General features: G+C 60.8%; 19 protein-coding genes. 9 read left to right on the forward strand and 10 right to left on the reverse strand.

All coding sequences use genetic code 11. From position 1 onward, the window contains the following. Positions 1-2: 2 nt before the first annotated feature. From CUJ91_RS27055 to CUJ91_RS27075, 5 genes are all read left to right on the forward strand, one after another. Complete coding sequence (locus CUJ91_RS27055; protein ID WP_114157597.1) at positions 3-977, forward strand: hypothetical protein; 975 nt, start codon at positions 3-5, stop codon at positions 975-977. After that, positions 974-1,639, forward strand: coding sequence for a gluconate 2-dehydrogenase subunit 3 family protein (locus CUJ91_RS27060; protein WP_114157598.1), 666 nt, complete (start codon positions 974-976; stop codon positions 1,637-1,639). The genes CUJ91_RS27055 and CUJ91_RS27060 overlap by 4 nt, the downstream gene beginning before the upstream one ends. Then, positions 1,629-3,272 (forward strand): GMC family oxidoreductase, encoded by a 1,644-nt coding sequence (locus CUJ91_RS27065; protein ID WP_006049887.1) that lies wholly within the window; start codon positions 1,629-1,631, stop codon positions 3,270-3,272. Before CUJ91_RS27060 ends, CUJ91_RS27065 begins: the two co-directional genes overlap by 11 nt. A 71-nt stretch (positions 3,273-3,343) precedes the next feature. Continuing rightward, positions 3,344-3,928 carry a glutathione binding-like protein gene (locus CUJ91_RS27070; RefSeq protein WP_006049888.1) on the forward strand — a complete coding sequence of 195 codons (585 nt, stop codon included), beginning with the start codon at positions 3,344-3,346 and terminating at the stop codon, positions 3,926-3,928. A 45-nt stretch (positions 3,929-3,973) separates the two neighbouring features. Then, positions 3,974-4,585: a diguanylate cyclase gene (locus CUJ91_RS27075; RefSeq protein ID WP_107709651.1), complete on the forward strand. Its 612-nt coding sequence runs from the start codon at positions 3,974-3,976 to the stop codon at positions 4,583-4,585. Positions 4,586-4,588: 3 nt separating this feature from the next. On the opposite strand, the gene CUJ91_RS27080 is transcribed toward CUJ91_RS27075, so the two are convergent. Further along, positions 4,589-5,686, reverse strand: a complete 1,098-nt coding sequence (locus CUJ91_RS27080; protein WP_006049890.1) for a lactonase family protein — start codon at positions 5,684-5,686, stop codon at positions 4,589-4,591. Between the two features lie 39 nt (positions 5,687-5,725). After that, positions 5,726-7,276, reverse strand: a complete 1,551-nt coding sequence (locus CUJ91_RS27085) for a methyl-accepting chemotaxis protein (protein WP_029970159.1) — start codon at positions 7,274-7,276, stop codon at positions 5,726-5,728. Positions 7,277-7,546: 270 nt separating this feature from the next. On the opposite strand from CUJ91_RS27085, the gene CUJ91_RS27090 reads away from it, so the two are divergent. Beyond that, positions 7,547-9,220: an FAD-dependent oxidoreductase gene (locus CUJ91_RS27090; RefSeq protein WP_114157599.1), complete on the forward strand. Its 1,674-nt coding sequence runs from the start codon at positions 7,547-7,549 to the stop codon at positions 9,218-9,220. 17 nt (positions 9,221-9,237) lie between these two features. Here CUJ91_RS27090 and CUJ91_RS27095 read toward each other — a convergent pair whose 3' ends face one another. The 8 genes from CUJ91_RS27095 to CUJ91_RS27135 all read right to left on the reverse strand — a co-directional run bounded on the left by CUJ91_RS27095 (position 9,238) and on the right by CUJ91_RS27135 (position 18,985). Continuing rightward, a complete protein-coding gene (locus CUJ91_RS27095) occupies positions 9,238-9,930 on the reverse strand; it encodes an OmpA family protein (RefSeq protein WP_114157600.1) in 693 nt (230 codons plus the stop codon). A 46-nt stretch (positions 9,931-9,976) separates the two neighbouring features. After that, the gene (locus CUJ91_RS27100; RefSeq protein WP_107709453.1) at positions 9,977-10,741 is read right to left on the reverse strand and encodes a flagellar motor protein; all 765 of its coding nucleotides are present in this window, start codon (positions 10,739-10,741) and stop codon (positions 9,977-9,979) included. Positions 10,742-10,822: 81 nt separating this feature from the next. Further along, positions 10,823-12,058 (reverse strand): Crp/Fnr family transcriptional regulator, encoded by a 1,236-nt coding sequence (locus tag CUJ91_RS27105; protein ID WP_053860107.1) that lies wholly within the window; start codon positions 12,056-12,058, stop codon positions 10,823-10,825. 235 nt (positions 12,059-12,293) lie between these two features. After that, entirely contained in the window at positions 12,294-13,145 is an 852-nt protein-coding gene (locus tag CUJ91_RS27110; protein ID WP_006049896.1) for a carbohydrate ABC transporter permease, read from the reverse strand. Positions 13,146-13,154: 9 nt separating this feature from the next. Further along, a complete protein-coding gene (locus tag CUJ91_RS27115; protein WP_029970155.1) occupies positions 13,155-14,123 on the reverse strand; it encodes a carbohydrate ABC transporter permease in 969 nt (322 codons plus the stop codon). 370 nt (positions 14,124-14,493) lie between these two features. Continuing rightward, positions 14,494-15,747, reverse strand: a complete 1,254-nt coding sequence (locus CUJ91_RS27125; protein ID WP_029970154.1) for an ABC transporter substrate-binding protein — start codon at positions 15,745-15,747, stop codon at positions 14,494-14,496. 89 nt (positions 15,748-15,836) lie between these two features. Next, positions 15,837-17,822, reverse strand: coding sequence for a beta-galactosidase (locus CUJ91_RS27130; RefSeq protein WP_114157601.1), 1,986 nt, complete (start codon positions 17,820-17,822; stop codon positions 15,837-15,839). 11 nt (positions 17,823-17,833) lie between these two features. After that, entirely contained in the window at positions 17,834-18,985 is a 1,152-nt protein-coding gene (locus tag CUJ91_RS27135) for an ABC transporter ATP-binding protein (RefSeq protein ID WP_114157602.1), read from the reverse strand. A gap of 190 nt (positions 18,986-19,175) precedes the next feature. Between CUJ91_RS27135 and CUJ91_RS27140 the strand changes: the two genes are divergently transcribed. The 3 genes from CUJ91_RS27140 to CUJ91_RS27150 all read left to right on the forward strand — a co-directional run bounded on the left by CUJ91_RS27140 (position 19,176) and on the right by CUJ91_RS27150 (position 22,676). Further along, a complete protein-coding gene (locus CUJ91_RS27140; RefSeq protein ID WP_114157603.1) occupies positions 19,176-20,207 on the forward strand; it encodes a LacI family DNA-binding transcriptional regulator in 1,032 nt (343 codons plus the stop codon). A gap of 390 nt (positions 20,208-20,597) precedes the next feature. Next, positions 20,598-21,602 (forward strand): sugar ABC transporter substrate-binding protein, encoded by a 1,005-nt coding sequence (locus CUJ91_RS27145; protein ID WP_029970147.1) that lies wholly within the window; start codon positions 20,598-20,600, stop codon positions 21,600-21,602. Positions 21,603-21,689: 87 nt separating this feature from the next. Then, positions 21,690-22,676, forward strand: a complete 987-nt coding sequence (locus CUJ91_RS27150; protein WP_006049903.1) for an ABC transporter permease — start codon at positions 21,690-21,692, stop codon at positions 22,674-22,676. Positions 22,677-22,723: the final 47 nt, after the last annotated feature.

Here is a 22,723-nt window from a genome sequence, read left to right on the forward strand (position 1 = left end):
CGATGGGGACGCAACGCATATTTAGCGTGTTATGCGCGGTGGCCGGAGCTGCCGCTTTAGCGCGATTCACCGGGCGCAGGGCAAACGCAAATCGGCGCACACGCGCGACGCCTCGAAGACCAGCGCTGCGCTCAATCGACAGCGTCACCCACGCCGCGCCCGCAACTCAGGCACACGTCGAAGCCGCGCGGCGTTTCAATCATAGTTCGGCGCTGCTCGCCTTCTCGGTGCTCACGGACAGTGCGATGGAACACTACCGCGGTTCCTTCGACAATCCGGCGATGTATACGCCGCTCGTCAGCGCGAGTCTTTCGCTGATCGCCGGTTTGCACGGCGGCGCGGACCATAGACAGCAAACGCACCACGCGCGTCATTTGATCTATCGGACCGCGGCTGCGGCCGGCATCGCCGGCACGGGGTTTCACTTGTACAACGTCATGAAGCGCCCTGGCGGCTGGAGCTGGAACAACCTGTTTCATGCCGCACCGGTCGGTGCGCCGATGGCCTTGCTGTTGTCGGGCGCACTCGGCGCGGTGGCCGAGCGATTGCGCGACGAGCCCGCGCACGAGCCGCAACTTCTCGGCATGCCTGCGGGCCGCGCGCTGGGATTGCTCGTGGCGGCCGGACTCATCGGCACGGTCGGCGAAGCGGGTTTGCTGCATTTTCGCGGCTCATTCCAGCATCGTGCGATGTATGCACCCGTCAGCGCGCCGCCGTTTGCAGCGGCGCTGCTTGCGCACGCCGCGCTGGCCGCGCCGCGCGAGCGCTGGTTCACGCGCCTATGGCTGCGCATCACGACCGCGCTCGGTATCGCGGGCGCCGGCTTCCACGCGCGCGGCATCGCGCGGCGCCAAGGCGGATGGCGCAACTGGAGCCAGAACCTGTTCGCCGGCCCTCCGCTGCCGGCGCCGCCGAGCTTCTCGGCGCTCGCACTCGCGGGCCTTGCCGCGCTGCGGCTCAGGGAGACGGAGAAATGAAAACCGGCAGACCAACGAAAAGAGCGACACGTTACCCCGGTTACGACGTGTTGAGCAAACGCGATACACCGTCATGGGACGAAGTGTCCCGCGTCGTTATCGAAGAACGGCTGGCGGTGCCGCGCGAGCCGCGCTTCTTCAATGCGCTCGAATGGCTCGCGGTGACGTCGCTCTGCGCGTGCGTCGTGCCGCAAGCAGACGCGCAGCCGCTTGTACCGGTCGCCGCCATGCTCGATCATCGCCTATACACGAATCAGGGCGATGGTTATCGAAACGCCGCCTTGCCGCCGATGCGCGACGCGTGGCGCACGGGCCTTGCCGCGCTCGATGCCGAGAGCCGCGAGCGGCATGGCCTGCCGTTCGCAAGCCTCGATAGAACCGCGCAGAACGCATTGCTCGAACAGATGCAGCGCGGCGAAGTCGTGCATGCGGCGTGGCGCGGCATGCAACCGAAAGTTTTCTTTGCGGAGCGAGTACTTCACGACATCTGCGGTCTCTATTACTCGCATCCGCATGCCTGGAGCGAGATTGGTTTCGGCGGCCCGGCCAATCCGCGCGGCTACGTGCGCATGTATTTCAACCGTCGCGATCCGTGGGAACCCGTCGAGGCGCAATCTGGCAGCGAGGATAAAGCCGCGAGGGAGAATCGCCGTGTTCGATGACGCTCTCTATCATCCACGCGGCAAGCATGGCCGCGCGCCCGATGTGTTCGAACCGCGCGGCTGGGTGCCAATGCGCGAATATTCGAACGACGACGAAGTGGACTTCGCGATCGTCGGCACGGGCGCGGGAGGCGGCACGCTCGCGTGCCGCCTCGCGGAAAAGGGCTTCAAGGTAGTCGCCTTCGATGCGGGCGCATGGTGGCGTCCACTCGAAGAATTCGCGTCCGACGAAGCGCATCAGCAAAAACTCTTCTGGACCGACGAGCGCATCTGCGACGGCGACAACCCGCTCAAGCTCGGCCATAACAACAGCGGCAAGGCAGTGGGCGGCAGCACGGTTCACTTCGCGATGGTCTCGCTGCGCTTCAGGCCCGAATGGTTCAAATCGCGCGCGCTGCTCGGCTATGGCGCGGACTGGCCGCTCGACTGGCGCGAGATGTGGCAGTACTACTCACAGGTCGAGGACGCGCTGAAAATCGCCGGGCCCGTCAATTATCCGTGGGGACCGAAACGTCCACGCTATCCGTATCGCGCGCATGAATTGAATGCCGCGGCGATGGTGCTCGCGCGCGGCTGCGAGGCGCTCGGCATCGGCTGGAGCGCAACACCGCTCGCGACACTCTCGGCGCCGCGCGGCAAAGCGCATCCTTGCGTGTATCGCGGCTTTTGCGTGTCCGGCTGCGCGACCAATGCGAAGCAAAGCGCCCTCGTCACGTGGATTCCGCGCGCGTTGCAAGCCGGCGCGGAAGTGCGCGATCTGGCGATGGTCGGCCGCATCGACATGAATGATGCCGGGCTTGTTACGGGCGTCGAGTACATTCGCGAAGGACGCTGGCAATTCCAGCGCGCGAAGAACGTTGTCGTCGCCGGCTATGCAATCGAAACGCCGCGCCTTCTGCTCATGTCCGCGAATAGCCGCTTTCCCGACGGTCTCGCGAATAGCTCGGGTCTTGTCGGCAAGAACCTGATGGTGCAGGCCAACCAGGCCGTGTACGGCACGATGGACGAAGAGATACGCTGGTACAAGGGACCGCCGTCGCTTGCGATTACCGAGCACTGGAACTACGCGGACCAGAACAAGGATTTTTTCGGCGGCTATGCGTATATGAGCCAGGGTCCGCTGCCCAACGCATGGGCAGCCGCGCAAAATGGCCGCGGCCTGTGGGGCGAAGCGCTCGCTGACGAGATGCACAAGTACAACCATCAGGCGGGCCTGAAGATAGTCGGCGAAATGCTGCCGCAGGAACGCAACCGCGTGACGCTCGCCGACGAAAAAGACCAATACGGCTTGCCCGTTGCACGCGTGTCGTACTCGTACTGCGATAACGACAAACGCCTCATTGCCCATTCGCTGAATTTCATGGAGCAGGCGCTCGCCGCCGCGGGCGGCAAGGACATCTGGCGCGAAACCGACGATACGTGCCACCTGAACGGCACCGCACGCATGGGCGACGATCCGGCAAAGAGCGTTGTCAATGCGGATTGCCGCAGTTGGGACATCCGCAATTTGTGGATTTGCGACGGCTCGGTGTTTCCGACCGTGGGCGGCGTCAACCCTTCGCTGACGATTCAGGCCATTGCATGCCGAACGGTGGATCGCATTTCCGCCCTCGCCGCGCGCGGCGAACTATGAGCATGGCCGCCGAGGCACGCGGGATGCTCCATTAAAAAATCGCCAACTGCTGCATGAAGGAGGGCCGCATCATGAAGCTTTACTATTCGCCGGGCGCGTGCAGTCTTGCCGATCACATCGCGATGCACGAGGCCGAGATGCAATTCGACCGCGTGCGCGTCGACCTCAAGACAAAGACGACTGACACCGGCCAGAAGTTCGATGAAATCAATCCCAAGAGCTATGTACCGACACTCGAATTCGACGACGGTCAACGGCTCACCGAAAACGTCGCGATCCTTTCGTGGGTCGCGCAACGCAAGCCCTCGCTTGCACCGTCGGGAGAACTCGGCACTACGCGCCTGATTGAAATGCTCGCCTTTATTTCAACGGAGCTTCACAAACAATTCGGCCGCGTATTCAAGCCGGCGTCGGATGAGGAAGCGAATGCCGCGCGCGAGAAAATCGGCCAGCGTTTCCAGCTCATATCGACAATGCTTAAAGGCAACTATTTGTTCGGCGCAGAAGCGAGCGTCGCGGACGCCTATCTGTTCACCATGCTTCTATGGGCGAACAAAGTAAAGATCGAGGTCCCGCAAAAACTCGCGGAGTTCTCACAACGCATGCGCGGGCGGCCCGCGGTGCAACTGGCGTTGAAACACGAAGGGATCGAGTGAAGCCGCGTGCTCGCGTTGGTCAGCCAGCCGTTCGCCGAGGAAATCATGTCGACCGACCCAACCCTCACGATCCTGATGTACTTCGTTTTGCCTGTGTGGCTTGCGGCCGGTTTCGCGGACTGGCTGTGCCATCGCGCGACTCGAATCGAATCCACGACCGGCGCGAAAGAATCGGTGATCCATCTGTTGATGTTTGCCGAAGTCGGACTGCCGCTACTCGCCGCGATCTTTCTCGAGATCAACGCGGGCATCATTCTACTGATGATCGTCGCGTTCTTCGTTCACGAAGCGACCGCGCTGTGGGACGTCAGTTATGCAGTGAGTGGACGCAAGGTGACGCCGTTCGAACAGCACGTTCATAGCTTTCTCGAACTCGTCCCGCTGATGGCGATACTGCTTGTCGTCGCCCGTCACTGGACGCAATTTCTGGCGTTGCTCGGCCTCGGCAGCGAGCCGGCGAGATTCGGATTGACCGCGAAAAGCGAACCGTTGCCCGTCGCCTATATCGCGATTCTGTTCGCGTTGATTCTGCTATTCGAGCTACTGCCTTACCTCGAAGAACTATGGCGCGGCGTGCGCGCCCGCCGACGCAGTGCTGCGTCGGCGGGCGGGCCGGCGTCCGCGTCGCCGCATGCGCGGGGACGCAGTTCGCCGTAGACCTCAATCGTTCGATCCGTTGAACTCGACAATCTCGATCCAGTTCGCGCCCTTGCCGACCGGATACTGACCGAGCGCGCTCAATGCGCCCGTCTCGCGATTAATCCGGTATGCGCTCAGGTTGGTCGACAACTGACCGACCGCGAGCAGGTAATTGCCCGAAGGATCGATATTGAAGCCGCGCGGCTGCTTTTCGGTCGGATAGGTGCCGATGCGCGTCAGCTTGCCCGATGCACGGTCCACGCGATAAGCGGCCAGCGTGCTCGACGTGCGTTCCGATGCATAGACGAAGCGGCCGTCGGGCGTGATGTGAACATCCGCGCCCCACGGTTTGTCGCCGGAGAAGTTGGGCGGCAGAATGGAAACGGTCTGCACCGGCTTCACCGCATCGCGTTGCTTGTCGAATGCGAGTACATGCAGCTTGCCGTCGAGTTCGTCGATCAGATAAACGAAGCGCTCATCCGGCGAGAACACGAAATGGCGCGGACCCGATTTGGCCGGCAGCGAATAGGCGGGCGCCGCGTCTTGAGTAAGCGCGCCGTTCGCCGCGTCGAACTTCAAACGCAACCATGCGTCGGCGCCGAGTACTGACGCGAACACATAACGATTGTCGGGCGCATTGCGAATAGCGTGCGCCATCGGGCCCGTCTTGACGATCTGCTGAACATCGCCGGCAACGCCATTTGCACCGATGCCGTTCACCGCCAGCAGGTTGCCGCCATACGACGCGGAGAACAGATAGCGGCCGCTCGCGTCGGTCGACACATAGGCCATGCTTTCCGCGAGCGGCGCCTTGCCGAGTTCGGTCAGGCGTCCGTCAAGCGGACTGACTGCGAAGCTCACCACGCGAAAAGGCTTTGAACGCAGACCTGCATAGAGCCGCAAATGATTCGGCGAAAAGGCCATCGGCATGACCGTGCCGCCAACGCTCACTGTTTCGACCGGCTTGAGTGCGCCATTCGACTTATCGAGGCTGAAAACCGAAATGTCCTGACTGTCCGCATTCGACACATACGCATACGTGGACGCGTGCACGGTGGCGGACATCGCCACGCCGGCTAACAGAATTGCGACTGCACGCGAGACGGCACTAACGCTCATATTTGTTTTCCGATTAGTTTGGTTTGGAGACTGACGGCGTTATCGCAGACGGAATGCCGACACCGCATCGTTCATCGACTGCGCCTGATGCTCGAGCGCGCTCGCAGCGGCGGCGGCCTGCTCGACGAGCGCGGCGTTCTGTTGCGTGACCTGATCCATCTGGCTGACGGCTTTGCCGACCTGCTCGATGCCCGCGGTTTGCTCGACCGTCGCCGACGTGATCTCCGCCATGATAGTCGCAACGCCCTGCACTGCGCCGACGATTTCGTTCATCGTGTGGCCGGCCTGTGTGACGAGTTCGTTGCCGCTGCGCACGTCATCGACGGAAGCGGAAATGAGCGCCTTGATCTCTTGCGCGGCGCTCGCACTGCGTTGAGCCAGCGTGCGCACTTCCCCCGCGACGACAGCGAAGCCGCGGCCCTGCTCGCCCGCACGCGCGGACTCGACGGCAGCGTTGAGCGCGAGAATGTTGGTCTGGAATGCAATGCTGTCGATCATGCCGGTGATCTCCGCAATCTTGTGCGAGCTTGCGGTAATGGCCGTCATGGTGTGGACCGCGCGCTGCACGACGTCGCCGCCACGCTGTGCGACGTCGGCGGCGCTCGCGGCAAGCGTGCTTGCCTGGCGCGCGTTATCCGCGTTCTGTCTGACGGTGGAGGTCAGTTCTTCCATGCTCGCCGCGGTTTCCTCGAGCGAAGCCGATTGCTCTTCGGTGCGGCTCGACAAATCGAGGTTGCCCGCTGCAATCTCGCGCGCGCCGCCGTGAATCGCCTCGCAACTGACGCGCACGTTCGACACGGTATGCGCGAGTCCGGCCTGCATCCGCGACATCGACGTGAACAACTTGCCGATCTCGCTCTTGCTGCCTTCAGGAATAGACGCGGTCAGATCATTGCCCGCAATCCGGTCGAGCAGTTTCGACGCCTGCTGCAACGGGCGAATCACAATGGTGCGCAACGCAAAGTGCGTGGCGACGATCAATGCGAGAGCAAGCGCAACACCAGTCAAAACCATTGCGACGATCCACCCGTATTCGCGTTCGGTTCTCGTCGCTGACTCCTTTGCAAGCGCACCCGCAAGGTTCTGGAATTTTTCGACGTTTGCCGAATAGACCTGACCGGCAAGTGTAATGTCGCGATCGTTGATGGCGACGTAGGCGTCGGTATCGCCACGCTGAAGCGCGTCGAAAGCTTTCTTTAAAGTGGCCGCCAATCCATTCGACGAATCGACGAGCTGCTGTTTCAACGCATCGTCCTGTCCCACGAATCGGGACGCTGCCGCAAAAGCGCGCGTCTCGGCATCCGCGCGATCGAGCGTTCGTTGCGCGCTGCCAAGTGCGGAATCGCGCGTGGCGAGATCGTTGCGCTCCTTCAACGCGGCATAAGCGCGCGTAAGCGCTGCCCGCGTGCGCGTGCTGTCCTTATAGCCGTCGTTGGCGAGGATCTCCTGAGTGGCGATCTCCTGAAGCCGCTGGGCGTTTTCATTCGAGCGGCCGAGTGCGAATACGCCGACCACGCCGCCGAACATGATCATCGCGGCAAAGACGACCAGCACTGCAAGTAAGCTGTTTTTTACTGTTAAATCGCGCATGCTTCCTAGACCCTTTTCATTGTCTATTTCTCTAATTCCTCCCGTCTTTTACGGCAAAAGAAGCGCGAACTTGAGCAGAAGCGCGCTCGCGCTGTTCGGCCGCACGTTCTCCGCCTTACGCACTCTTTACTGGCGAGTGGACTCTGGCGCACAATCTCGGCGAAAGCGGCTCGTCTGCCGGCTTTCCGTGCTGCCGATTGTTCGCATTCGCATGCCAATCCGGCGGCGCAGCGACACGCTGCATCGTGCGTCTTTCCAATCGGACCTCTCATGAGCGATAAAACTTCTGGCAAGCGTGAAGATCTGCTGGCAGGCGGCAGCCGTCACCACCAGATCTTCCCCAGGCTGAACGACGCGCAGTTCGCGGTACTCGAGCGCTATGGCGAGCGGCGCAAACTGAACACCGGCGACGTGCTGTTTACCGAAGGCGATCGCCACATTCCGATGTACGCGATCATCTCCGGCACCATCGAGGCGACGCGCGGCAGCGGCGATACGCTGCATGTTCTCGGCACGCACGGACCCGGCAGTTTTACCGGCGAAGTCGGCACGCTCGCGGGGCGCGGCGCGGTGGCGTCCGCGCGCGCGACGAGCGATTGCGAAGTCATCGTGATCGACGAGGAATCGCTGCGCGCGCTCGTGATTGCCGAAGCGGAACTGAGCGAGACGATCATGCGCGCATACATTCTGCGCCGCGTCGCCTACATACAGGATCAGAGCGGCGGCGTGGTCGTGATCGGCAGTTCGGCTTCTTTTCCGACACTGGTATTGCGGCACTTTCTGAGCCGTAATGCGCAACCGTCGGCATACTTCGATATCGACGAGCACGAGGAAGCCAAAGCACTCCTCGAACGTTACGGCGTCACGAAAGAAGATCTGCCGGTACTCGTCACCTTGCAAGGTGTCGTGCTGAAGCGCCCGACGAATCGCGCCGTTGCCGACGCAATTGGTTTGAGTCCCGACAGATTGAATGGCGAACGGTTCGACGTGGTCGTGGTCGGCGCGGGACCGGCGGGCCTGGCCGCAGCCGTCTATGCCGCGTCGGAGGGATTGCGCGTCGCGGTTCTCGACACCAAAGCGCCGGGCGGCCAGGCCGGCACGAGTTCGAAGATCGAAAACTACTTTGGGTTTCCCACCGGCATCTCCGGTCAGGCGCTTGCCGGACGCGGCCTTTCGCAATGCCGCAAATTCGGTGCTGAAGTCGGCGTGCCGATCGAAGCGCTCGGTATTGAATGCGACAAAGGTCAGCCGTTTCATATCCGTCTCAGTCACGACGAACATGTGTATGGCCGCGCAGTGGTGATCGCAACAGGCGCGCGTTATCGAAAGCCGGAGCTCGCACGTCTCGAACATTTCCAGGGCCGAGGCGTGTACTACAGCGCGACGTATATGGAAGCGGCGTTTTGCGGCAACGAAGAACTCGTCATTGTCGGCGGAGGCAATTCGGCGGGACAGGCTGCCGTATTTCTCTCGGGCTTCGCGCGCCATGTGCATATCGTGATTCGCGGCGAAGGACTTGCCGCGAGCATGTCGAACTACCTGATCCGACGCATCGAGGCGGCGCCGAACATCACGGTTCATGTGCGAACGCAGATCGTCGCGCTAAACGGTGAAGCGCATCTCGAGTCGATTCAATGGAATCAGCAAGGGCGAATCGAAGAGAAGCCTATCCGCCATGTGTTCCTGTTTCTCGGCGCGCAACCTAATACCGGCTGGCTTGGCGATTGCGTCGAACTCGATAGAAATGGCTTCGTGCTGACCGGTCCCGATGTCGCTCACAAGTGGACGTCCGAGCGCACCGGGCATTTTCTCGAAACGAGCCGGCCGGGTATTTTTGCGGTGGGCGACGTGCGCAGCGGCTCGGTGAAGAGAGTCGCGGCAGCCGTTGGAGAAGGCGCGGCCGCAATTCAGTCGCTTCATCAGTACCTTGCGCTCGGCGTTTGATGCTTCCCGTTTGGCGCTCAGTACTCGACGAGTATTGTCACGCGGCGATTGGCGGCGTTGGCCGCCGCATCGTTGCCGATGATAAGCGGGAAATTGTCGGCACGGCCGATTGCCGCCATGCGATGCGCTTCTATGCCCCTGTCCGCGAAGAAGCGCACCACCGCGCCCGCGCGCGCGGACGACAGTTCCCAGTTGGATTCGTATTTCGCCGTGGCAATCGGCAAACTGTCCGTATGCCCTTCCACGAGGATGTTATTTTTCGCGCGGTCGCGCAGCACCGCTGCAATGCGTTCCAGCACCGCGAACGATTCGGGCAAAAGACGCGCATCCCCGGAATTGAACAGTACTTTCGCATTGATCGCGATTTCCACGCCTTGCGGCGTGTGCGAAATCGTAATCTGGCGATTGTCCTGCAACGGCGCGAGCAATGACAGAAGCTGCTTTTTTGCGGCGTCCTTCGCGTTCGCTGCCGTGATTGGCGGCTCTACGTCGACAGCTTCCTTCACCGGACGATGCTGCAGCGTCTGTATTTGCAACTCGCTGTTCTTCGCGAGTTGCAAGACGTAAAGCGCGAGAAACAGCACCATCAGTGTAGTAATCAGATCGGCGTATGAAATCAGCCAGCGGTCCGACTGCTCGCCGCTATCGTGGCTGTCGTCGTGCCCGTTCTTGTCCGTCGCGAGACGCTTGCTGCCAGTGGTTGTACTCATACACGCAGGTCCGCTATCAGTTGATGCATGACTTTTCTCGACTCGACTAGCCGAGCAATTCGGCGGATCGTTCGCGCACGTCGCCCGCCAAACGCGTTTCGATGGTATGCGGCGATTCCTTGCGCGAGATCGCGAGCAAGCCGTCCAGATACAAGCGCCTGAAACGCAATTCGCTGTCCACCTGCGCGCGGATCTTTCCCGATAGCGGCAGAAATACGAGGTTCGCGAGCCCAAGGCCATACAGCGTGGCGACGAATGCGACCGCAATGCCTTTGCCCAATTGCGACGGCTCGAGCATATGCCCCGTTACCTGAATCAAACCGAGCACTGCGCCGAGAATGCCGAAGGTCGGCGCATAACCGCCCGCCTGTTGCCAGATGCGCGCGGCCGCCATGCAATTGCGCTCATAGGCGTCGACTTCGCGCTGCAATGCGTCTTCGAGTACAGCCGTGGAAACGCCGTTCGCGAGCAGTTCGAGACCTCGCTTGGCGAATGGGCTAATGCCTTTCGCGTCGATCGATTCGAACGCCAGCATGCCGTGCAGTTTCGCCTGATCGCCCCATTCGAGCAGAACGGAAAGGCTCTCGCGATCCACTTGCCGCGCCTTCACGAAAGCAAAGCGCAGCAGCTTCACGCCGTCGTAAAACCGTGCCCATGTGTTCTGGATCATCACTGCGCCCAACGTGCCGCCAAGGACAATGACAAACGCCTCCAGTTGAAGCAGCGACGTAAAGTCGCCGCCCTCGAGCGAGAAGCCCGCGACGATCGCCGCGACGCCGAACACTACGCCAAATACCGTCAAAAGATCCATACGTCCTCGCGACCGGCTGCACGAGCCTGCGAATTACAGTTAAAGATTGCGTTCGGCCTTCTAGACCGAACGCAACGGGCGTCAGGATTCGACCGGCGCGGCGTGCGCCGCGGGCGACTTCAGCGCGCGGACGGTATCGATGAAACGCTGCTCGATTTCCACAATCTCGACGGGATCGATCTTGATCTCGCGGCGCATCACCCACGACACTTCTTTCTTTCTCGCTTCGGTCATGACGGCCTGCAGGCGCTCGTCCACCGGCTGTCCGGCTGACGCCGACAGCAGCTTCGCGAGATCGTAGGTATCGAACGCACTCACTGCTTCGAACAGGGTTCGCTGATCGACGAACTCGAGATCGTCGAGCGAATTCAATTCACCCGCACCGCGCGCATTGCGGCGCGAGAAATAGCTGAGGCCTTTCTCTTCGACGTAGTTGAGAACCTTGGTCTTGCGGAACGCGAAGAGGTCTTCGGCAATCTCCGAATGCGAGAGCTTGTTCAGAATCACCTTTCTGTCGACGCCGATCAACGCTTCCAGATCGTCGAGTTCAATCAGTTCGAGTTCGCTGCTGATCGAAACGTCGAGATCGTGATTCGCGACCTGCTGCGCGCGCTCGGTGATTTTCACCGGATCGAACGTGACGAGTTGCCTGCCCACTGCACCGTCGCTCGCCGAATAGCGTCCCGACGTATTGTTCAGCCGCTCTGAGCGTCCCGATTCGATGGAGACCAGATTGAGCTTCTCCATGCGCTTGAGCATCGCCATCACATGCGGGCGCGAATGGCCTGCAATCGCGTTGCACTTCTTGATGACTTCGGGAAGCGGAATCGAGACTTCCTCGTTCTGAGGACGGCGAGCGCGTGCATCGAACCGGTCAGTCGCCTCGGCGCCTGCCATCAACGACAGCACATGCGCGTAGGACAGTACGCCTGGGAGAAAATCGGCATGCGTGTTCGTCGCGAGAATGTCGTCCTTCTTCTTGACGCGCCGTATCATCGTGCGAACGATATGACGCAGAAGCGGCGACACGCGTTCCAGTTCTTCTTCGACGATACCGCCTGCGATAGCCGTCAATTGACAAAAGCTCAATGCCTTGGCGGTGTGCGCTCGCGGCTCGGGCGGCAACAACGCCGCTTCGCCGAAAAACTCGCCCTTGCCGAGCGTGGCGAGAATGACCTTTTTTTCATCGCACTGCGTGGAGATCTCGACTTTGCCATCTGCAATGACGTAGATGACTGCGTCGCCCAAGAAGCCTTCCGAATAGATGACTTCCCCCGGAGCCGCGGTGCGAGTCCATGGCGAGCGTTGTTGGTTCACGATTGCTACCCCCGATGAGCTTTGGTCCAGCGCGTGCCTTTTTTTCAGGCACGAGTCAGTTCGACGGTCTGACTTATTTCACTAGATAACGACAAGCCCTTCCCGATCTTTAATGAGGGGAAACGTGATGATAATTGCGCAAACGTTTGCCAGTCGTACTGGCAAAGCTGGGTGTGCTTCGCGAGACTTATTATTCTTTTGCCGTGGCTTTTTTTAGCGTGAGGCGATCGCCGGTTTAGCCCTTTGTTGCACCGAACGTCAACCCGGCGACAAAGTGTTTTTGCATCGCAAAGAACATGGCCACAGAAGGCAGCGCAGCGAGAATGGAGCCTGCGGAAACGAGGTTCCAGGCAGTCGTCCATTGGCCCTTCAACGCAGCAACGCCGACTGTGATCGGCGCGGCGTCATCGCCTTGCGTCAGACATAACGCCCAGAAGTAATCGTTCCAGACAAAGGTGAAAACCAGGATCGCCAGCGCGGCGAGCGCGGGCCGTATCAGCGGAAGCACGATTTTGAAGAACACGGTCCACTCGTTTGCGCCTTCGATGCGCGCGGCCTCGACGAGTTCGAACGGCAACTGCTTGATGAAGTTGCGCAGGAAAAGCGCGCAAAATCCGGTCTGAAACGAAACATGAAAGAGGATCAGTGCGCTAACCGTATTGAACACGCCGAGTTGCAACGACAGGTCGCGCACCGGAATCATCAGCACCTGCACGGGCACGAAGTTGCCCGCGACAAAGGTGGCGAATAGCGAGGAATTGCCGCGAAAGCGATAGATGGCGAGCGCGAAGCCCGCCATCGCCGCGAGAGCGATCGAGCCGATTACCGCAGGCACGGTAATGAGCACGCTATTCCAGAAGTAATGCAGCATCGGCGAAGTGGTGAGCGCCTCGCGATAGTTGTCGAATAGCGCGAAGTGTTTGGGCCAGCCCCAATAGTTGCCCTCGCTGAGTTCTTCGGTGGACCGCACGGACGTGACGAGCACGGCGATCATCGGCAGAAGCCAGATCAGCAGTGCAATCGGCAAGGTGAGTTTGTAGACGCGGCGCGTGGCCGGTTTCCATTTGTCGATGGGAATTGGAAACATGGTCGCTCCTTATTGCTCGGTGCGCAGCATCCGCCGCAAGTGATAAACGATATACACCAGCATGATGCCGAACAGCACGACGGCCACTGCCGCCGAATAACCGATTCGGTAGTACTTGATCGCCTGGTCGTACATGTAATAGGCGAGTACCGTCGAGCTTTCGAACGGACCGCCGCCAGTCATCACCGAGATCAGATCGAAACTGCGCAATGCGCCGATGATCGTGACGACAATTGCCATGAACGTAGTAGGTCGCAATTGCGGAAGAATGACGTGCCACAGCATCGACCAGCCGCGTGCGCCTTCCATGCGTGCGGCTTCTATCTGCTCGGCATTGAGCGATGTGAGTCCGGTCAGATAGAGAATCATGCAATAGGCGGTTTGCGGCCACAGTGCCGCGAATACGATGCCGAAAGTCGCGTAGCGCGGATCGCCGAGTACCGGCACGCCGTGGCCGAGAATCAGCGCGAGCAGGCCGAATGTCGGATCGTAGAACCACGAGAAGATCAGTCCGACGACGACGCCGGACAGCACGAACGGTGCAAAGAACAGCGATTTGACGATACGGATTCCGGCCACCGCCTGATTCAGGTAGAGCGCGACGGCGAGTCCCATCGGCGGGGCGAGGAGGAATAGCAGCAACCAGATGACGTTGTTCTTCAACGCGGTATAGAACGTTTGCGCGTTGAACAGTTCGACGTAATTGGCGAGGCCGACGAAAGTCGGCTCCGTCATGCCGTCCCAGTTGAAGAAGCTCAGGCGTATTGTCGAGAGAATCGGCCAGATCACATAAATGGCCACCATCACGCAGGCCGGCGCGAGAAACAGAAAGGCCGCGCGCCGTTGGCGCCTTGCAGTGGGCGAAGGACGGCGGCCGCGCGTGCGGACATTCGGCGCGCGGTCACGCGATGCGGGCAGCGCGGAGCCGCCCGGCTGAACGGGTCCGTCCACGGTGTGACGGGTGACGGAATGAGACAAAGTGATTCTCCTGTCGGTGGGAGTTGGTGCTTTAGCACCTACTCCCACCCCATGCAAAGCTGTCGACCAGAGTTAGCGCTTTAGCGCTTACTCTGGTCCCATGCAAAGCTGTCGGTGGGAGTTGGTGCTTTAGCTGTCGATCCGGAGTTCGCGCTTTAGCGCGTTACTCCGGTCCCATGCAAAGCTCTTACTCTGGTCCCATGCAAAGCTGTCGGTGGGAGTTAGCGCTTTGGCTGTCGATCCGGAGTTCGCGCTTTAGCGCGTTACTCCGGTCCCATGCAAAGCTCTTACTCCCACCCCATACAAAGCTGTCGACGCGTGTTATCGGCCAAGCAAAAACACCAAGGCGGCCGCCCGACCGCCCCCTTCCCTACTTCTTATAAATCCGCTTCCGCGTCTGCTCCAACTGCGCGAGCACACTATCAAGCTTCGACGGATCGGAAATGAACTGCTGCATGCCCTTCATGCCTTCATCGGCCATTTCCTTTGTCATGTCGCGATCATAGAACTGCGCAATGCCGCCCTTCGTATTCGCAAGAATCTGGAAACCGATCTTCGAAATCGGATCTTCCGGTTCCGGCGACTTGCTGTTCGCCGACAACGATCCAAGCCCCGTGGCGAGCTTCGCGCCGATTTCCGGCGTCTCGACAAATGCGAGGAACGTATGCGCATCCGCCTTGTTCTTCGCTTTCGACGGGATATGCAGCGATTCGACCGGACCATCTTCAGCGGTCGGCACATTGGCGTCGATGATCGGGAACTGGAAGTAGCCCATTTGAGGCTTCACGTTCGCCGGAAAGCCCGCGGTAATGAACGTGCCCATCAGCATCATCGCGGCTTTGCCCTGGAACAGGAACGGCTGCACCGAATCGAGATCGTAAGAGAGCGAGTTGTCGATGAAATAGCCGGCGTCGATCAACTGCTTCCACGTCGTATAAACCTTCTTCACACGCGGATCGGTGTACGCAATCTCGCCCGCCATCAACTTCTGGTGGAATGCGTTGCCGTTCACGCGCAGATCCAGATAATCGAACCATCCGGCGAGCGTCCATGAATCGCGGCCCGCAACGGCAATCGGCGCAATGCCGGCTGCCTTCAACTTCTTGCAGTCGTCGAGAAACTGCTCCCACGTTTTCGGCTCACCGGAAATGCCGGCCTTCTGAAACAGATCCTTGCGATAGAACATGCCCCACGAGTAGTACACCGTGGGCGCCGCATATTGCTTGCCCTTATACGACGAGGCTTCTTTCGTCGACGCATACATGTCGTTCCAGCCGTTCTTCGCCCAATCGCCGCTCAGGTCTTCAAAGAGGCCGCGCTGCGCGTAATAGGCCATGCGTTCGCCGTCATGCCAGTTCACGATGTCGGGCGCGACCGTGGAGAGCCAGCCGGGCAACTGCACCTTGTAGGCTTCTTCGTCGATAAACGATACCTTCACGTCAATGCCAGGATGCGCCTTCTTGAAGTCGTCGACCACCGACTGCCACACCGCGCGCTGGCTCGCGCCCTTGAACGCGATGTTCGCAGTCAGCGTGCCGGCCTGCGCAGTACTGACAACGGACGTTCCGAGCGCAGCCGCAGCGAGCGCGAGTGTCAGCAGAACCTTGCGTGGTTTCATTTTCATGCTACCTGTCTCCTTTATTCCTTGATTTTGCGTCGTTGTCGTTACTGCATGGAATTCCGGCTTGCCAATCGTCCCGTTACCCGAACCGGTCATTTCGATCGATACGCTGCCACGCCCTGTGGTTCGACTGCGCGCGAACCGATAATGAACGCGTCGTCTGCCACATCGGCGATGGTGTGTGCGCAATCGCCGTAGTTGAACACATAGGTCAGCGCACCACGCCGGCTGATGCGTACGCTTTCGCCGAGCGGCATCGTTTGAATGCCTGCCTGCTGTGCGATTTGCGCAAAAAGCCGAACCGTCAGCGCGTCGTCGAACAGGCTTGCAAAGTAATGGAACGCGCCGCTTCGCACATACGCTGGGTGGCCGTCCGCGAAACGCGCGAGCACGTCGAATGAATTCGTGCCATTGCTTTCGATGAAATCGCGCCAGTGACGCGCGACGCCCTCTCCGGCATTCGCGGTTTGTGTGCCATCGAGCAGCACAGGTTCGGTCACATTCGGCCGCATCGATTCGACGCGCCATACTCGCAACGGCAATACATCAGCGAGCGGGCCTGGCGGAAGATTCGCCGGGATCTGCAAGTGCTGAGTCTTAGAACCGGTACGCGGCCCGAGCACCACTTGCGCGCCCGACTTCGCGAGGCGCGCGGCAAGATCAGCAGACACGACCGGCAACGGCGGCACGACGATCAGACTGTAGCCGTCCAGCGATGCATCGACCGGCACGACATCCACATCGAGACCTAGTGCGCGCAATGCCGAGTAGTACTCGAATGCAAAGCGCGGATAGTGAAAGTCCGCACCCTGCGGATGAATCTCGAAGAGCCACTTCGCCTCATAGTCGTAAATGAGCGCGACTTTCGAACGAATCGCGGCATCTGCGTCGGCGTTCGCCGCGAGTACAGTGCCGATTTCCTCGGCCACGCGCGCGGCCTCGCTACCGCCCACGTCGAGGCGGTTATCCGGCGTATTCAGACCCGCATGCATCTGCTCCTGCGCAAACGGCGCCTGACGCCAGCGGAAATACGACACGCAACCCGCGCCATGCGCAAACGCCTCCCAACTCCACAAACGCACCATGCCAGGCAGCGGCGCGGGATTCCACATCGCCCAGTTCACTGGACCCGGCTGCTGCTCCATCACCCAGAACGGCAGCTTCGACATGCCGCGGTACACGTCGTGATTGAACGACGCAAAGTCGGGATGACCGCTGCGCAGCCAGCGCGCTTTCATGTCCGGCGCAAACCATTGCTCTTCGAGTGCGCCGAGCGGATAGCTGTCCCACGCGGCGACGTCGAGATCGGCGGCAACTTTGTAGTGATCGAACTCGGTGAAGAGCTGCATGAAGTTGTGCGCGATCGGCCGCCCCGGCGAATGCGCGCGAATGATCTCGACCTGCATGCGGTTATAGCGCGCGACTTCATCGGAAGCGAAGCGCCGGTAATCGAGCCGATGCGAAGGATGCGCTTCGGTCACGGTGGCGACGGGGGCGTCGATCTCGTCGAAACTGCGGTACTCCATGCTCCAGAACACGGTGCCCCACGCGCGATTCAATGCGTCGACAGTTTGATAGCGCGCTTTCAGCCACTCGCGAAAGCGCTCTACTGCCGCGGGCGAATAACTGACTACCGTGTGATGGCAACCAAATTCGTTATCGGTCTGCCAGTAACGAACGGCCGGATGCTTGCCATAACGCTCGGCAATTGCAGTGCAAATCTTCTGCGACGCCGCGAAATACGACGGCGACGAAAAGTCATAGTGACGACGCGAACCGAACGCGCGCGGCCGGCCATCGGCGCCAATCGGCAAGATGTCCGGATGACGGTCGATCAGCCACTTCGGCGGCGTCGCGGTCGGCGTGCACATTACAACCTGCAGACCGGCCGCGCCGAGTACTTCGATCGCGCGATCGAGCCACGCCCAATCATATTCACCGGGCGTCGGTTCAATGCGGCTCCATGCGAACTCGGCTATTCGCACCTGTTCGATGCCGAGTGCTTTCATCCGGCGCGCGTCGTCTTCCCACATCGACTCTGGCCAGTGTTCCGGGTAGTAGCAGACTCCAAGGCGCATCCGAATGTCCTTTATGCGTAGTGTTCGACGGATTCCAGCGAAGCGGCGGCAAAGCCGTCTTCGGTAAACAAATGCGTGGCGTGGCGCGGCACACGCAAATGCGCGCGATCTCCCGGCGCGAGATGCGTGTCGCCCGGCGCCTTTGCGATCAGCGTGAAGCCGCCAGGCTGATCGAGATGCACGTAGCTGTGTTCGCCGAGTTGTTCGACGAGCGAAACCGTGCGCGTGAGCACCGCTTCATCCTGAAGCGAAGACGTATCGATGAATTCAAGGTGCTCCGGACGCACGCCAAGCGTCACCGGTTGGGCGACCTCGAGCGCGGCGCCATCCACGGGCACGCGTACGTTTTCGAGCGTCGTGTCGAGCGTCACGATTACGCCTTGCGCGTCGACGGAAGCAACCCGTCCCGGCAAAAAGTTCATGCGTGGAGAACCGATAAAGCCGGCCACAAAGCGGCTTTTCGGACGGTGATACAACTCGAGCGGCGCGCCGATTTGCGCGATGCTGCCGTAGCGCTCCGTATCTTTGCCCGCATGCAGCAACACGATCTTGTCCGCGAGCGTCATCGCTTCGATCTGATCGTGCGTGACATACACCACGCTCGCCTTCGCAAACTGCTTATGCAGCCGCGCGATTTCAATGCGAGTCTGACCGCGCAGTGTTGCGTCGAGATTGGAAAGCGGTTCGTCGAACAGAAACACGCCGGGCTGGCGCACGATTGCGCGGCCAATTGCAACGCGTTGACGCTGACCGCCCGAGAGTGCTTTCGGCCTGCGTTCGAGCAGTGCTTCGAGTTGCAAAATGCGCGCGGCTTCGCGTACCTTGCGGTCGATTTCTTCCTTGGGAGTTTTGGCGAGCTTCAATCCGAAGGCCATGTTCTCGAACACGGTCATATGCGGAAAGAGCGCATAGCTCTGAAACACCATAGCGACGCCGCGCTGTGCGGCCGGCACGTCGTTGATGATCTTTCCGCCGATCGACAAGTCGCCGTCGGTGAGATCTTCGAGCCCCGCGATCATGCGCAGCAAGGTGGACTTGCCGCAGCCCGAGGGGCCGAGAAAAACGCAGAATTCGTTCTCGCCGATTTCCAGATCGACGTCGCGAATCACCGGCGCGCCGTCGCCATACGCTTTCTGTACGCCTCTTAACGAAATGCTCGCCATCGCATCGACTCCGTGATTTAATCGGCTCGACGACGGAGATTAAGCGCTTAATCAGCAGGACCTAAAAAATCGATCGCATGCGATCGCCGGTCCTTGCCTGTCTCCATGTCGTTTTGTCTGTGCGACAGATGGTGCCGTGCCTTGCGCTTTGATGCAAATGCCGGGTAACCATCCCAAATAATGACGATCTATGCCCACACTCAGCGAAGTTGCGCGCCACGCGGGCGTGACGCCCGCCACCGTTTCGAACGTGCTGCGCAATCGCGGCCGCGTCGGCGAGGCGACGCGTCAACGCGTACTAGAAGCCGTCGATGCCCTCGGCTATCGCCCGCATCTTGCCGCTCGCGCGCTGGCCGAAGGCCGCGCGCCGACGCTCGCGTTGATGGTGTCGAGCATCGCCAATCCGTTTTATCCGGAGTTCGCGCTCGCCGTCGAACGCGCGGCGCGTACGAGCGGCCACTTCGTCATCATTTGCAATACTAACGAAGATCCGGTGACGGGCCGCGCCTACCTCGATCAGATTGCCGGCACGCTGTCCGAGGGCGTGCTGGTGACGAACGCGAACCTCGAACTCGCCGACCTTCATGTGACCGAATCGCGGGGTACGCCCGTGGTTTTATGCATGTGGGAGCGGCCCGACGATCCGCCGGGCTTGCCCTGCGTCGCCGTCGACTTTCGTCTGGCCGGCGAGCTTGCCGGCAAACATCTGCTCGAGTTGGGACATCGGCGGATAGGCGCGATTGTCGGCAGCAAGGCGTCCGGCGTTCACGCGACGCGCTATGAAGGTTTCGTCGATGCACTGCGCGCGGCCGGCGTGCGCAGGAACCGCGTCCGACATGCAGCGGATACGATCCACGGTGGCTACACGGCGTCGCGCGCGTTGCTCGAAGCCGATCCGCAACTCACTGCGATCTTCGCGACCAACGACCTGCCGGCGCTCGGCGCGATGCATGCCGCCGCGGACCTGGGCCTCGCGGTGCCCGGGGATTTGTCGGTTGTCGGCATCACCGATATTCAACTCGCTCGCGAATCGCGACCCGCGTTGACCACGGTCGCGGTGCCGACCGTCGAAGTGGCCGGACTCGCGGTGTCGCTGCTGCGCGAGTTGATCGAGTCGTCGTATGGGCAGAACGCACGCGGCAAAACGAAAGTGCCGATGCGCGTTTCGTCCGCGCCGCAACTCGTGGTGCGAGCGTCGAGCGGCACGCCGCGCTCGCGTTGATTTTCCCCTCGCACCGCTGCAAACGGAGCGAAGCATGCGCGGCTTTTAGTCGCTAACGCATGCCTTTTAGCTTTCAGACAACTTTCACCGCAGCCAGGACTTTCCCCAATCGGCGTCACTCAACGCTGCATCGCATCACCGCCGGAGAGCCCGTCCCGTATGGCTTTGCGCGCCTAGACGTGACTCGCCGCACTCTCACCCCCGCTCACGAGATTCCTTGACGCGCCCGTTCGCGCCTGCTGTACTAAATCAACCAAAGTGATTTAGGCGGCTTCTTTCGACCTCACATCACGGTTCGAATCAGCCGCCGTTCAGGTTGCGCCGCGCAGCGTTCGCATGTGCAACCGCCGGCAGTTCAAACGTCGTTGCCAATAACTGGAGGAGCGTCCCATGAATCTGAATTCCCGCAGGCTTCCTGTCGCCAGGAAAATCGTCTCGATGTGCGTCGCGGCGTCGGCGGTCTGGTGCGCGAGCGCGAGCCAGGCAGCCGACCAGCCGGTCGTCGGCCTCATCACGAAGACCGACACGAACCCGTTTTTCGTGAAGATGAAGCAAGGCGCGGAAGCGGCTGCGTCGAAAGACGGCGCGAAGCTGATTACCGCCGCAGGCCGCTTCGACGGCGATAACGCGAGCCAGGTGACCGCGATCGAAAACATGATGACGGCCGGCGCGAAAGCGATTCTGATCACGCCGAGCGACACCAAAGCGATCGTGCCGAGCATCAAGAAAGCGCGCGCCGCCGGTGTGATGGTGGTCGCGCTGGATACGCCGACCGATCCGCAGGACGCCACCGACGCCCTCTTCGCCACCGACAACTTCAAGGCCGGCGTGCTGATCGGCAAGTACGCGAAAGCCGCGTTGAACGGCAAGCCCGCGAAGATCGCCACGCTCGACCTCGCGCCAGGCGTGTCGGTCGGCGTGCTGCGTCATAACGGTTTCCTGGAAGGCTTCGGCGTGAAGGAAGGCGACGCGTCGATCGTGTGCAGCCAGGACACACGCGGCGATCAGGCGAAAGGCCAGACCGCGATGGAAAACTGCTTGCAGAAAGCGCCGGACATCAACGTGGTTTACACGATCAACGAGCCGGCAGCCGCGGGCGCGTATCGCGCGTTGAAAGCGGCGGGCAAGGACAAGAGCGTGATGATCGTCTCCATCGACGGCGGCTGTGAAGGCGTGCGCAACGTGAAGGCCGGATCGATTGCCGCGACCTCGCAGCAGTATCCGTTGAAGATGGCCTCGCTCGGCGTGACAGCGGGCGTCGACTACGCCAAGACCGGCAAGAAGGTCACGGGCTATCAGGACACGGGCGTGACGCTGATCACCGACAAGCCGATGTCCGGCATCGACAGCAAGGACACCAAGTTCGGCGTCGACAACTGCTGGGGCAACAAGTAACGCGCACTGCACGGCGGCCCACGTAACGGGCCGCCGAACGATTCGCCGCGCGGCGCCTGCCGCGCTCATGTCTCGAGGTCATCCATCATGTCGACTCCCTCCGCGCCCGCGGGCCATCCGCGCCATTTCTCCGACCGTCTGCCGTCGCTCGCCGAAGTCGGGCCGCTCATCGCGCTCGTGCTGGCTTGTGCATTCTTCATTTCGCAAAGCAGCCGGTTCCTGTCGTTCCAGAACCTCTCGCTGATTCTTCAGCAGACGATGGTCGTCGCCGTCATCGCAATCGGTCAGACGCTGATCGTGCTGACCGGCGGCATCGATCTCTCATGCGGGATGGTGATGGCGTTCGGCTCCATCATCATGACGAAGTTCGCGGTCACGCTCGGCCTGCCGCCGGCCGTCGCCATTCTTTGCGGTATCGCCGCGAGCACATTGTTCGGCGTGCTCAATGGCGTGCTGATCACGCGCATCAAACTGCCCGCGTTCATCGTCACGCTCGGCACGCTGAACATTGCGTTCGCGCTCACGCAGATCTATTCGAATGCGGAAAGCGTGTCGAATCTGCCGGACGCGATCATGTTCTTCGGCAACACGTTCAAGCTCGGTCCCGCCGATGTCACGTACGGCACGGTCCTCACGCTGCTGATGTATCTGGCCACATGGTTCGTGCTGCGCGACACGGTTCCTGGGCGGCACCTGTATGCGCTCGGCAATAACGCCGAGGCCGCGCGGCTGATGGGCTTGTCGTCGCAGAAGATCCTGCTCACCGTGTACACATTGGCGGGCGCGATCTATGGCGTCGCGGCGCTGCTGTCCGTATCGCGTACCGGCGTGGGCGATCCGCAAGCGGGGCAAACGGAGAATCTCGACAGCATTACCGCGGTGGTGCTCGGCGGCACGAGTCTTTTCGGCGGACGCGGTTCGATTTCCGGCACGCTGCTCGGCGCGCTGATTGTCGGCGTGTTTCGAAACGGCCTGACACTGATTGGCGTTTCTTCGGTCTACCAGGTATTGATCACCGGCATGCTGGTGATTCTCGCGGTGGCCGCGGACAAACTTTCTCATCGCCGCGGTTAAGCACAGCACCGCCAACATCTTGCATGCAGGTCCGGACCGACAGGAGC

Source organism: Paraburkholderia graminis (assembly GCF_003330785.1).
GTDB classification, from domain to species: Bacteria; Pseudomonadota; Gammaproteobacteria; order Burkholderiales; family Burkholderiaceae; genus Paraburkholderia; species Paraburkholderia graminis.

Bases quoted from the DNA above. Each gene is read 5' to 3' on its own strand.
- CUJ91_RS27055 (WP_114157597.1), top strand. From the start codon at position 3: ATGGGGACGCAACGCATATTTAGCGTGTTATGCGCGGTGGCCGGAGCT.
- CUJ91_RS27060 (WP_114157598.1), top strand. From the start codon at position 974: ATGAAAACCGGCAGACCAACGAAAAGAGCGACACGTTACCCCGGTTAC.
- CUJ91_RS27070 (WP_006049888.1), top strand. From the start codon at position 3,344: ATGAAGCTTTACTATTCGCCGGGCGCGTGCAGTCTTGCCGATCACATC.
- CUJ91_RS27075 (WP_107709651.1), top strand. From the start codon at position 3,974: ATGTCGACCGACCCAACCCTCACGATCCTGATGTACTTCGTTTTGCCT.
- CUJ91_RS27080 (WP_006049890.1), bottom strand. From the start codon at position 5,686: ATGAGCGTTAGTGCCGTCTCGCGTGCAGTCGCAATTCTGTTAGCCGGC.
- CUJ91_RS27085 (WP_029970159.1), bottom strand. From the start codon at position 7,276: ATGCGCGATTTAACAGTAAAAAACAGCTTACTTGCAGTGCTGGTCGTC.
- CUJ91_RS27090 (WP_114157599.1), top strand. From the start codon at position 7,547: ATGAGCGATAAAACTTCTGGCAAGCGTGAAGATCTGCTGGCAGGCGGC.
- CUJ91_RS27095 (WP_114157600.1), bottom strand. From the start codon at position 9,930: ATGAGTACAACCACTGGCAGCAAGCGTCTCGCGACGGACAAGAACGGG.
- CUJ91_RS27100 (WP_107709453.1), bottom strand. From the start codon at position 10,741: ATGGATCTTTTGACGGTATTTGGCGTAGTGTTCGGCGTCGCGGCGATC.
- CUJ91_RS27110 (WP_006049896.1), bottom strand. From the start codon at position 13,145: ATGTTTCCAATTCCCATCGACAAATGGAAACCGGCCACGCGCCGCGTC.
- CUJ91_RS27125 (WP_029970154.1), bottom strand. From the start codon at position 15,747: ATGAAAATGAAACCACGCAAGGTTCTGCTGACACTCGCGCTCGCTGCG.
- CUJ91_RS27130 (WP_114157601.1), bottom strand. From the start codon at position 17,822: ATGCGCCTTGGAGTCTGCTACTACCCGGAACACTGGCCAGAGTCGATG.
- CUJ91_RS27135 (WP_114157602.1), bottom strand. From the start codon at position 18,985: ATGGCGAGCATTTCGTTAAGAGGCGTACAGAAAGCGTATGGCGACGGC.
- CUJ91_RS27140 (WP_114157603.1), top strand. From the start codon at position 19,176: ATGCCCACACTCAGCGAAGTTGCGCGCCACGCGGGCGTGACGCCCGCC.
- CUJ91_RS27145 (WP_029970147.1), top strand. From the start codon at position 20,598: ATGAATCTGAATTCCCGCAGGCTTCCTGTCGCCAGGAAAATCGTCTCG.
- CUJ91_RS27150 (WP_006049903.1), top strand. From the start codon at position 21,690: ATGTCGACTCCCTCCGCGCCCGCGGGCCATCCGCGCCATTTCTCCGAC.